This window comes from Asticcacaulis sp. P2_C5, from assembly GCF_056404555.1.
In genome coordinates, this window is the sequence record NZ_JBFUDU010000001.1 from 114,427 (window position 1) to 126,734 (window position 12,308).

Genomic DNA, 12,308 nt, shown 5'->3' on the forward strand with positions numbered 1-12,308 from the left:
CACTTGATTCTTGCGCCGTGAGCCGTTCATATCGGAAATCGTTACAGGATAAGGAGCCTGCTCGCCTATGAGCCGTCTGCACAGCTATCTCGGCCGTTTTTGTCATGCGCCGGTATTGGGGCAGGTGGACTGTCTCGACAAGGTCCTGATCAGCGTCGATGGCGAGGGTCGGATCCTGTCGGTGCTGAGCCCTGACGACGACGGCTACCAGGCGGCACTGACGGCGGGACCGGTCGAGACCCTGCCGGAACACGCCTATGTCCTGCCCGGGTTTTGTGACCTGCATATCCATGCGCCGCAATGGCCGCAGATCGGCACGGCGCTGGATCTGCCGCTGGAAGACTGGCTGCAGCAGCGCACCTTTCCGCTGGAGGCGCGTTATGCCGACCTGGCCTTCGCGCGCGTCGCCTATAGCGGCCTGGTCGACGACCTGCTGTCGAATGGCACGACCACGGCGCTGTATTTCGCCACCGTCCATCAGGACGCCACGCGGCTGCTGGCCGATATCTGCCTCGAAAAGGGCCAGCGCGCCCTGATCGGCAAGGTGGTCATGGACAATCCGGATCAATGCCCCGACAGCTATCGCGACGTATCGACCGATGGCGCCTTACGCGGTACGGACGATTTCATCGCCTGGCTGCGCGCCCATCCAGACAATGCGGCGTCGCAGGTGAGGCCGGTGGTGACGCCGCGCTTTATCCCATCGTGCACCGATGCGGCGCTGGAAGGGTTGGGCGACATAGCGCGCCGTTGCGGCTGCCACATCCAGACCCATTGTTCGGAAAGCGACTGGCAGCACCGCTATGTCCTGGATCGCCATGGGATCAGCGACACGGATACGCTCGATCATTTCGGCCTGCTGACGCGGCACACCATCCTGGCCCATGCCAATTTTATCGGTGACGGAGACATGACGACGATCGCCGGGCGCGGCGCCGGTATCGCCCATTGCCCGCTGTCCAACGCCTACTTCTCCAACGCCGTCTTTCCGCTGCGCCGCGCCCTGGACAAGGGTATTCGCGTTGGCCTGGGCAGCGATATATCGGGTGGTCCGTCGTCCTTCCTGCCGGACAGCCTGCGTGCCGCCGTCCTCGCGTCGCGTCTGCTCGAGGACGGTGTCGATGCCGACAGGCCTGTTGACCAGCGCGGCGTCGCGGGCACGCGCATCGACTGGCGTACGGCCTTTTATCTGGCCACCAAGGGTGGCGCCGAGGCGCTGGACCTGCCCGTCGGCAGTTTCGAACCCGGGCGGATGTTCGACGCTGTCCTGGTCGATCCGCAGGCGCCGGGCGGCAGTGTCCGCCTGATGGAGGGCTATGACGGCATCGAGAACGGTCTGCAAAAGATCCTCTATACGGCGTCGAAAGCCAATATCACCCGTGTCTGGGTGGGAGGCGAGGCCCGCGTCTAAGAATCCCCCGCCATCTTCTTCAGTTGCCGGATCAGTTCGGCGCGGATCTTCGGCGTCGACGGGCCCAGAGCGCTGCGGTGGGCCGGTGGAATATGCGCCACCGGATCGCCCTCGGTTTCAAAGATGTAGTAGTCGAACATCGTCTTCCAGTAGCTCTTGTCGGCCGGGCTCAGCCCTTTCAGCGCGGTCAATCCGGCCAGGAACGCCGCCACCGGGTTATCCAGGGTGTCGGCGCTGTTGCCCCACCAGTAGTTGACCAGGACATTGAACCGATCCAGCGACTGGACGTGGTGCCACCAGTATTTCGGCACGTAGAGTACGTCGCCTGGCTCCATTTCGGCGACTTGGGCGGCCTCCAAAGCCTCCTTAAGACGCGGGAAACGCTCGAAATCAGGCTCCTCCAGGCTCGCCAGGCTGATGGCGCGGCCCGACGGTGTATGGTCCATGGGTCCGATATACAGGTTTTTCACCTGCTCCGGCGGAAACAGGATAAAGCGTCGATGGCCGGCAATCACACAGGCCAGGTTGTGGTCGTGATCGTTATGCGTCTGGGCGCGCGAGGCGTTGCTGATCCAGATGCGTGGTGCAATGGCCGGCGGGACCAGCGGATGGACATTGTCGCGCAAAAACCCCGGCAGATGGTCGGCGATCGGCGTCGACTGGATATAGATATAGGGCGGGTTCGGGTGCTCCATCGCCGCCAGGAGCTGGTCGATCGCTGCTGAGATCGACTTGGTCCGGCGGTGGAAGTTGAAGTCGTACATATCCGGCCCGTAGGCGAACCGGCCCTGAACAGCGGCATTAGCCTCCAGCACGGAGGCCGGGTTGCCGCGATCTAAGCTTTTCAGGTAAACTGCCGTTGCCCCGGCGCCGGAGCGGCCTATGGCGACCGCCGGCCAGTCATTCAGCAACCCCTTCATCAGGACGGGCTGGCCTTTCGGTAAAATCTCCGCGACGAAGGTTTGCGGTGTAACCTTGTCGTCGCGACGGACGGGCGACAGGTTAAGCGTGGACTGCATGACAGGACCGGAAAACAAAGACGGGTCTCATTCCTAGGCCAGGTTGACGTGCCGGGCAAGGCCTGGTCGAAATGAGGGCGATATGTGGTTAATTTTTGCGTCGCAGCGCCGGCTTCGCAAAATTTCGAAACGCAACCAAGACCTTATGTCCAGCGCTGTCATGGCCCACCCGTGGCGAAAGTGTGGCATTCGTGCCATTATGGCAGCACATTATTGCCATCATACTGCAAAACGGACTGGCATTTTCCTGACAGTTATATAACAAATGAAATACGAAATAAAAAATCAGGTCGAGAAGCGTTACTGGTCATCCAAAAAGCACATATGGTTTTGTTAAGGTGTTGACTCGCCCCAATCAAATTTTTGACGGGGCAGTCAAATCGGCGCTCGGAAAGCCGGTTCGCCTTACCAAATAGAATATGGCGGATACGACCTGTTTACGAAACTGCGTTAAGCCTCGACACTGGTTACTGTTTTGTAGTCGTCCTTCGCGGCCGGATTCTCGGTCTACCGCGTCAGGTCATAAGTCACCATCGCGGCAGGAGCTCGGGCCTGCCGCGTAAGGTCATAAGGGAGAAGAGAAATATGAGACGTTTTAACGGTAAGGTCCACGCCGGGCTGCTGATGGGCGGAGTGTCTTTGGTAGCGTTAACGGGACTGGCCATGGCCGCCCCCGTCGCCGCTCAGGACCAGCCTGCCGCCAATGGCGGTGAGGCTCAGGAGGTCGTGGTCGTCGGCGTGCGTAAATCGCTGAAGACCGCGCAGCAGATCAAGAAGGACGCTGATACGATCGTCGATTCGATCACGGCCAATGATATCGGCTCGTTCCCGGACAAGTCGGTCGCTGAAGCCCTGCAACGCGTCGCCGGCATCACCGTGAACCGCTTCGCCGCCACCGGCGATACGGCTCACTTCTCGGCTGAACCGTCAGGCGTCGTGGTCCGCGGCCTGCAGCAGGTCCGTTCGGAATTCAACGGCCGTGACATCTTCACTGCCGACTCGTCGCGCGGCTTGTCATGGTCGGACGTTTCGCCGGAACTGATGGGCGGCGTTGACACCTACAAGAACCAGACCGCCGAACTGATCGAAGGCGGCATCGCCGGCACGATCAACCTGCGCACCCGTCTGCCCTTTGACCAGAAGGGCCGCGTCCTGGCTGGTACCGCCGAATATACCTACGGCGACCTCGTCAAGGAAGGCGCCTTCGCCGTGTCGGGCATCTATGCCGACCGCTGGGACACCGAACTCGGTGAATTCGGCCTGATGATCAATGGCGCGCATTCACAGGTCTATACAAACTCGGAAGGCATCCAGTACGGCCGTATCGTTCCGATCGACAATGCCGGCTACTGGGGTAAGCCGACCGTTTATATTCCGGTGTCGATCGCCCTGCGCGACAACGTCTACGACCGCGTTCGTGACGGCATCTCGCTGGCCGGCCAGTGGCAGAACAAAGACCACACCATGGTGGCCACCCTGCAGTACAACCGCTCGAAGAAGGTTGAACAGTGGGAAGAATATGTCGCCACGGCTTCGACCGGCGCCGACGCCTGGGCCCAGCCGATCAATTTTCACTCGAACGGCGGTAACGTCGAATGTGCCGGCAACAATTCGCAGGACACGGACGTCTCCCTCCGGGTCAACACGAAGTGCAAGTTCAATGACGACGGCAGTTTCCAAAGCGGCGCACTGGTTGGTAGCAACGGCGCCTGGTACGGTTCGTGGACGAATCCGGTAGGCTCGACTTCGCCGAACGGCCTGAACCGCGGCTGCTATTCTTGGGAAGGCGCCTGCGCGGACAAGTTCCCGACCCAGCGCGCGACGGCCTACTCCAACGACACTCGCTGGAGTGACAGCACCAACGACACCAAGGACATCTCGTTCAACTTCAAATGGGATCCGACGGATCGCCTGAAGGTCAACTTCGACATCCAGAGTGTCGACGCGATCCAGGAAAATTACGACATCTCGACCGAGACGTCGACATTTGCCCAGGTCAATATTGACGCCACGGGCGAACATCCGATCATCAATGTCGCGGCGAGCCCGGTCGGCTGGTACATGGCGCCTGGCGCCACTACCGGCGAGAGCTACCTGACCAACCCGCATAACTACCGCGTGCCATGGATCATGGACCACGTCACCAATTCGGACGGCAATGAATTCGCCACCCGTCTCGACCTGGCCTATAGCTTCGACTCGCCGTGGCTGAACACCCTGAAGGCCGGCGTGCGTTATGCCAACCGTGAGCAGAATATCCGCTGGACGACCTACAACTGGTCGGCGGTTGTCAACAACTGGTCGAACTATGACGCCAACAACTTCTACGTCACAGGCAGCGCCTGGCCGGCTGGCCAGCAGGAGGCCTACGGCATCGTGCAGTTCGATCCGAACTTCTACGGCGGCGGGGCGACCAACGTGTCGGACGGCATCTTCTTCAACATCGACAATGTGAAGGATCGCGAAGGCTACGCCACGACGTTCGACTCCAGCCATTACCAGCCGCAATATCAGGGTGGCGGGAACTCGAATACCTGGTCGCCGATCTGTCATCGCAGCGGTGAAATGCGCGGTACCCAGAGTGCCAGTGACTACGGCAAGCTTGACGGCTGCTTCCGTCCGGCGGAACTGGCCGACGTGCAGGAAGAAACGAAGGCGGCCTACGTGCAACTGAAGTTCGGCGGCAATGATGCCACCCTGCTAGGCTGGACCGTGGTTGGCAATATCGGTCTTCGCTACGTCGAAACGTTCAACCAGAGCACCGGCGGCGTCAACTATCAGGATAGCACGGTCTACGACTGGAATCCGGTCGTTACGCCGAACGGTGGCGGACCTGCCCACCCCAGCCTCAACTACTATGTCGAGGGCCTGATTGGCACGCCGCCCGCGGTTACCGCCGCGCCGCCGGCACCGGGAGGTACCCCCTCCGCTGCGTATACGGCGCAAGTGGCCGCGGCCAGTGCCTACGTCAATAATCCGGCGAACTGGACCGGCGACCGCAAGTTCGCGGGCACGGTCAACAACACGGCGCAGACCTTCACCGCGACGCACCGCAACTTCCTGCCCAGCTTCAACGTCCGCCTCGGTATTACTGACAAGTGGTTTGTGCGCTTTGCGGCGTCGCGTGCCATGTCGCGTCCGGATATCGGCAACCTGAAGGCCTATACGTCTGTCGGCCGGGGCTTCGTGCATCCCGAATCCAGTCTGACGGCGGCGGATTACGATTGTCATCACCCGACGGCAAATACGCCTTTCGAGTGCGACGCCAATGGTAATATCGTCAAGACGAAGGTCAAATACACCGGTTCGGCCAACAACCCGTACCTCAAGCCGGTGACCGCTGACCAGTTCGACCTGTCGGTCGAAAACTACTTCTCGTCGACGGGCAGCTTCACTTTCAACCTGTTCTACAAGAAGTTCCACGACTACATTCAGTATGGCAAATATGTCTCGCAGTTCACCAATGCCGGCGTGACCCGCGACGTGGAAATCAGTGGTCCAATCAACGGTGAGGGCGCGTCGATCAAGGGCTTCGAAGTGACATACCAGTCCTTCTTTGACAGCTTGCCGGCGCCATGGAACGGCTTCGGCGTCCAGGCCAACTACACGCACCTGGTTAACAGCGGCATTACCAGCTCGAACGTTGTGACCAACTCGGGTGACGGTTCGTCGGGTCAAACCGGCGGCGGCACCTCGGTTGCGGCGCTCAGCTTCACCGGCCTCCCGCTGGAAGGTTTGTCGGACAATACCTACAACCTGATCGGCATGTACGAAAAGGGTGCCTGGTCTGGCCGCGTGGCTTACAACTGGCGTTCCAAGTATCTGGTCACGTCGCAGGATTGCTGTATCGCCTTCCCGATCTGGCAGAAGGCCGCCGGCTTCCTCGACGCCCGCGTCGCCTACCGCATCAACGACCACTACGAAGTCTCGCTCGAAGGCTCGAACCTGCTCAGCACCGAAACGGTCCTGATGCAGCAAGTCGACGGTCCGATGAGCGACGGGACCAACCGCGCGACGGTTATCCTCCCTGCGTCGTGGTTCAAGAATGACCGCCGTCTGCAGGCTTCGATCCGCATCAAGTACTAAGACGCGGTTACCAACCTAAAAGAGGCGCGCTGTTCGAAAGAACAGCGCGTCTTTATTTTACCTCGCTCGAAAGTCCCGCGCTATCGCCGGGTAGCCTTTTGAGCGCGCAGAGATCCGCTGGCTCTCGCTGGCCAAACCGGATCAGCGAAGTGCGAGACTTTGGCGCAGTAACGGCTTTTTGGCCGATTGGCGCTTGACGCTGAATCCATGTAGACGCAAGACTCAAAACAACGGACTGCCGGATCGGCAAGGCCTCCGATTAACAAGAGCAACGGACGAGAAGACAGAAGGCGGTCATGACCCAGGCACCCATTCGAATCGTTATTCTGGGCGGCGGCACCGCCGGCTGGATGGCCGCGGCGGGCCTGTCCAAGTCCTTCAAGCCCGAATTCTGTACAGTAAGGCTGATCGAATCCGATGAGATCGGCACGGTTGGCGTCGGCGAAGCCACCCTGCCGCAGCTGAAGAATTTCAACGACTATCTTGGTCTGGATGAGCGCGAATTCATGCGCGAGACCAATGCTACCTTCAAGCTGGGCATCGATTTCCGCAACTGGGGGCGCGACGGCGACAGCTATATCCACCCGTTCGGTATCCATGGCCAGGCGATCAACGGTGTACCTTTGTTTCAGTACTGGCTGAAAATGAAGCAGAACGGCCATCTTTCCGACCTTGAAGACTATTCGTTCCCTATCGTCGCCTGCCGCCGGCTGAAGTTCGATTTCCCGTCCGAAGATCAGCGCTCCGTGCGCTCTACCTTCGCCTATGCCTATCATTTCGACGCCGTGCTCTACGCCCGCTATCTCCGCAAATGGACGCAGGCGCGCGGTCTGCAGCGTATCGAGGGCAAGGTGGTCTCGGTCAATCTGCGTCCCGAGGACGGTTTCGTCCGTTCGCTAACCCTGCAATCCGGCGAAGAGATCGAGGGCGACCTGTTCGTCGACTGCTCGGGCTTTCGTGGCTTGATCATCGGCCAGACCCTGAACTCGGCATGGGAAGACTGGACGAGCTGGCTGCCCTGCGACCGCGCCCTTGCCGTGCCGTGCGACCGCACCGGTGATTTCACGCCCTACACCCGCGCCACGGCGCGCGAGGCCGGCTGGACGTGGCGCATCCCGCTGCAGCACCGTACCGGCAACGGCTACGTCTTTTCCAGCCAGTTCACCACGGAAGAGCGCGCCGCCGAGGTGTTGATGGGGGCGCTTGACGGTCCCGCCCAGGCCGAACCCCGCCTGCTCAAGTTCCAGGCAGGGCGGCGCAAGTTTTCGTGGACCAAGAACTGCGTCGCTATCGGCCTGGCTTCCGGCTTCCTGGAGCCGCTGGAATCTACCAGCATCTATCTCGCCCAAGCGGCGACCGATTTCATGATGCGTCTGTTTCCGGGCCGGACTTACGAACCGAAACTGATCGACGAGTTCAACCGCCTGGTCGATATCGAATACGACCGGGTGCGCGACTTCCTTATCCTGCACTATCACGCCAACCAGAAGACGGCGGCGGAAGATCCGACGGGTATGTGGCGCTATGTCCGTGAGATGACCGTGCCCGATACCTTGCAGGCGCGCATGGAAACCTACCGCCACCGCGGCCATATCCACCGCTACCGCGACGGGCTGTTCGCGCCGCCCAGTTGGGTCGCCGTCTATACCGGGCAACGCATCTTCCCGCGCAATTACGACCGACAGGTCGACAACATGGCGCTGGACACGGTGGTCACCCGGATGGAGGAGATGCGAGACCGCGTTTCCGTCAATGTCGACGCCCTTCCGACTCACGCCGACTTCCTGCGCGACTATTGCTTCGACCCGAACGCGGCGCCAAATTCCGCAATGACGGAGATCGCCCGTGGCTGATCACGATCGCATCTCCAAGGTCGTCATTGTCGGCCGCGACGAATCCGCCTGGTTGTCCGCCAACATACTGTGGCGGGCGCTCGGCCATACCGGCCTCGACATCACCGTGGTCGAACTGCCGAGCCTGTTGCGCGCGGGCGATGTTCTGCCGGCCCTCAAGCAGTTGGAGGCTTATCACAGCCTGCTGGGCATCGATGAAGCCGCCGTCATGCAGACCGCCGCCGCCACCTATACCCTGGGCCAGCGTTTCTCCAACTGGTCGAAAACCCGTCCGCCCTTTATCCATGGCTACTCGACCTACGGCCGGCCGCTGAACCAGGTGACGTTCCATCACTATTGGCTCAAGGCGCGTGCCATGGGGCTGAAGGCGGAGTTCGAGGATTTCTCGATCAACGCCGCCGCTGCCAAGCAGGGCCGCTTCTTCCTGCCCGGTGCCGAGACCGACGGCTTTGCCATTTGCGACTACGGCTATCATCTCGGCGCCCAGGGCTATTGCCATGTCCTGAAGGCAATTGCCGTCGAGCGCGGCGTCAAGACGGTGGCAGGCCGCATTGCCGAGGTCGTGCGCGACGCGGAGGGTGGCGGTATCACCGTCCTCAAGCTGACCAACGGCCAGAGCGTCGAAGGCGATTTCTTCGTCGACGCCACCGGTGCCGAAAGTCTGCTACTCGGGGGTGGGTTGGGCGTCGGCTTCGAGTCGTGGAAAAAGTGGTTCGCCTGCGACCGCATGTTGACCACCTATGCGCCGCCTCTGTCGCCACTACCCAGTTTCAGTCAGGTCGCCGCCTTCCGCTCGGGATGGACCGGGCTTTATCCGTTGCGCAATTGCACAGCCGTCCAGCAGGTCTATACCAGTGTCGACATGACGGATGAACAGGCGCTGGAGGCGGCCGGCATCGTCTCTGGCCTGCGCCTCAATCCCAATGCCATCCTGACTCCACTCAGTGTCGGTACGCGCAGCGTTTACTGGGAGAAGAACTGCGTCGCGATCGGTGAGGCGGCAGTTGTCCTCGATCCGATCGACAATGTTCGCCTGCACGTCAATCTGATCGGCCTGTCGCACCTGATCTCACTATTCCCGCTCACTCGCGACTGCACGATCGAGAGCGCCGAATATAACAAGAACGCCCGGGGCGCCATCGAGCGCATCCGCGACTACCAGCTCTGCCACTATGTGCTGAACCAGCGTTTCGACCAGCCGTTCTGGGATCACTGCCGGACCATCGAAGTGCCGGAAACGCTGCGCTACAAGCTCGAACTGTTCGCTGCCCGTGGCAATATCATCCTCTATGACGACGAAACCTTCGAGGAGGACGACTGGCTGTCCATGCTGTTTGGCCATGGACTAATGCCGCGTGCCTACGATCCCGTGGCGGACCAGACGCCGGACGCCGAGGCCATTCAGCATTTCCAGAAAATCCTCAGCTTTATCCGTATGAATGTGGAGCCTATGAAACCCATGGAAGCCTATCTCGGCGCTCCCGCTCAGGTGTAAGACAATGCAGTCTCAGGTAAGAAAAATCGTGATTGTCGGCGGCGGCACGGCCGGCTGGATGGCGGCTGCGGCCTTCGTCAAGGCGCTGGGCACGCACCAGTACGACATCACTCTGGTCGAATCCGAGGACATTGGCACGGTAGGGGTCGGCGAAGCGACCATCCCGCCGATCCAGGAATACAACCACTTCCTCGGCATAGACGAGAACGAGTTCATCCGCGCAACCAATGCCTCGTTCAAGCTCGGGATAGAGTTTATCGACTGGCGGCGCCTGAACCACCGCTACTTCCATCCGTTCGGCAAGTTCGGCATCGATATCGACGGCTTTTCCTTCCCGCACTATTATTTCCGGCACTATCATCGTACCGGCATGACTGAGGTCGATATCGGCAAGTACAATGCCGAAACCGAGGCGGCGGCGCTCGGCCGCTTCGGCAGGTTGGCCCGGCCGGAACCCGGCAAGCCCGGGATCAACTACGCCTACCATTTCGACGCGGCGCTCTACGCCAAATTCCTGCGCGGTTATTCGGAAAAACGCGGTGTCGTCCGCCAGGAAGGCAAGATCGTCCAGGTCCATCAGGACACGGATAGCGGTTTTATCACCGCTGTCCAGTTGGAGGATGGCCGGCAGATCGCGGGCGACCTGTTCGTCGACTGCTCGGGTTTCCGCGGCTTGCTGATCGAACAGACTCTGCATGCCGGTTATGACGACTGGAGCCGTTGGTTGCCGATGAACCGGGCGGCGGCGGTGCCGTGCGAACGCACCGAAGTGCTGACGCCCTATACCCGCGCCACCGCGCGCGAAGCCGGCTGGCAGTGGCGTATCCCGCTGCAGCACCGCACCGGCAACGGTTACGTCTTCTGCGACAGCTATATCAGCGAGGACGAGGCGGTATCGACCCTGCTTACCCGGCTGGATGGCAAGCCCCAGGCCGATCCAAGGGTCCTGCGCTTCGTCACCGGCCGGCGACGCGAGATATGGAAGAAGAACGTAGTGGCGCTGGGCCTGGCTTCGGGTTTCCTCGAACCGTTGGAATCGACCAGCATCCACCTGATCCATGCCGGCGCCTTCAAATTCCTGGCTTTCTTTCCGCGCCATGGCTTCAATCCGCACATTATCGACGAATATAATCGCCAGATGGAAGCCGCCTACGACAATATCAAGGACTTCATCATCGCGCACTACAAGGTGACCGAGCGCGACGACACGCCTTTGTGGCGGTACGTGCGCAATATGAGCATTCCCGACAGCCTGCAGGCGCGGCTCGACGTCTTCCGCGGCACGTCGCAGACCCTTGCGGCAGAACAGGACCTGTTCAAGGAGGTCAGCTGGGTGGCGGTGCTCACCGGCCAGGGCCTGGTGCCGGAGGACTACCACCCCGCGGCCGACACCATGGACGACGACGACCTGCGCCTGCAACTGGGCCGCTGGCGTGCGGCGGTGCTGGACCGCGTCAAGGGCCTGCCGGCGCATGAGGAACATATCCTGCGCAACTGCGCCTCGGACGCGCTGAAGATTCACATGGCAGGCTGACGCTATAGTCCCCCTGCGCTATAGTCCTTCTGTGTTGAAAAACAGATTGGCCGTCAGCCGTCCGGCACGCGGATGGGCGCTCAGCGGGACGCCGTCTTCCATGCGCGCCGAGTGCAGCTGCCCGGCGCGATACAGGATCAGCCGGTTGAACACGGGTTCGATATAGTCGATCTCCTCATACAGGTCCCGGATCGCTGCGACCGGCTGCCCTTCCAATCCTGCCAGCTCGCGGCGCCGCGTGTAGTTGAACTTGTCGCTGCCGATCGGTGTGACCAGGGTGGCGCCGGTTGCCTTGTGACGATAAAAGGCCGTGCCGCCGAACGACAGCCGGCTGAGATAGTGGACGGTGGCGTAGCTGTTCTGTTTATGAGCGTCGGTATGCGGCGCCGCCTGGGCTGGTATCATATGGTCGGGCGGCACGGTCGCCAGTCCGAAAAAGCCGTACGCGGGCAGGCGGCGTTCCGGATAGAGTCCGAAGACCTCGATCATCGGCCGCTGCAGCACCCCTGCGATCAGGTTCAGGTAGTCCGAGGGCACTGGCGCAACCAGGCCCGGATATTTCGATCCCTCCGGCGGTGAACCGAACGGCAGGGAGATGGCATGGTCGATCAGCAGTTGCGGATCGTCGAGTACATCGTCGATGACGAATACTGCCCCGTCCGTCCCAAGGGGCCGGATATCGATGCGCGGCCGCGCATTGAGGGTCAACTGTGGCGGAGGGGTGGCGGTCATGACGTGTCCTCAAACTTTACCGCATCCTAAATCTCCGGCCCGGAATTGCAACAGCGACGAATATGTTACACAAGGAAACGGAAACCAGAGCAAAATGACTTTAGATAGAATCATCATTTTGCTCTAATTTATTGTTTTATAGCGCAATTTAACCGAAAACGGGGCCGCCCGAGCGGTG

Annotated in this window: 7 protein-coding genes; 5 read left to right on the top strand and 2 right to left on the bottom strand. The window is 60.8% G+C overall.

Annotation, left to right across the window (positions count from 1 at the left end):
* The first annotated feature begins 67 nt into the window (after window positions 1-67).
* Complete coding sequence (gene guaD / locus AC1DXO_RS00420; RefSeq protein WP_476976100.1) at window positions 68-1,411, top strand: guanine deaminase; 1,344 nt, start codon at window positions 68-70, stop codon at window positions 1,409-1,411.
* Here guaD and AC1DXO_RS00425 read toward each other — a convergent pair.
* Window positions 1,408-2,430: a cupin-like domain-containing protein gene (locus AC1DXO_RS00425; protein WP_476976101.1), complete on the bottom strand. Its 1,023-nt coding sequence runs from the start codon at window positions 2,428-2,430 to the stop codon at window positions 1,408-1,410. The two genes, guaD and AC1DXO_RS00425, sit on opposite strands and share 4 nt — an antisense overlap.
* A gap of 585 nt (window positions 2,431-3,015) precedes the next feature.
* Here AC1DXO_RS00425 and AC1DXO_RS00430 point away from each other — a divergent pair.
* From AC1DXO_RS00430 to AC1DXO_RS00445, 4 genes are all read left to right on the top strand, one after another.
* The gene (locus tag AC1DXO_RS00430) at window positions 3,016-6,516 is read left to right on the top strand and encodes a TonB-dependent receptor (RefSeq protein WP_476976102.1); all 3,501 of its coding nucleotides are present in this window, start codon (window positions 3,016-3,018) and stop codon (window positions 6,514-6,516) included.
* A gap of 296 nt (window positions 6,517-6,812) precedes the next feature.
* On the top strand, window positions 6,813-8,369 hold the full coding sequence (locus tag AC1DXO_RS00435) for a tryptophan halogenase family protein (protein ID WP_476976103.1): 1,557 nt from the start codon (window positions 6,813-6,815) through the stop codon (window positions 8,367-8,369).
* Complete coding sequence (locus AC1DXO_RS00440) at window positions 8,362-9,864, top strand: tryptophan halogenase family protein (protein WP_476976104.1); 1,503 nt, start codon at window positions 8,362-8,364, stop codon at window positions 9,862-9,864. The genes AC1DXO_RS00435 and AC1DXO_RS00440 overlap by 8 nt, the downstream gene beginning before the upstream one ends.
* A 4-nt stretch (window positions 9,865-9,868) precedes the next feature.
* Window positions 9,869-11,398, top strand: coding sequence for a tryptophan halogenase family protein (locus AC1DXO_RS00445; RefSeq protein ID WP_476976105.1), 1,530 nt, complete (start codon window positions 9,869-9,871; stop codon window positions 11,396-11,398).
* An 18-nt stretch (window positions 11,399-11,416) separates the two neighbouring features.
* Here AC1DXO_RS00445 and AC1DXO_RS00450 read toward each other — a convergent pair whose 3' ends face one another.
* The gene (locus AC1DXO_RS00450) at window positions 11,417-12,130 is read right to left on the bottom strand and encodes a DUF6445 family protein (RefSeq protein WP_476976106.1); all 714 of its coding nucleotides are present in this window, start codon (window positions 12,128-12,130) and stop codon (window positions 11,417-11,419) included.
* Window positions 12,131-12,308: the final 178 nt, after the last annotated feature.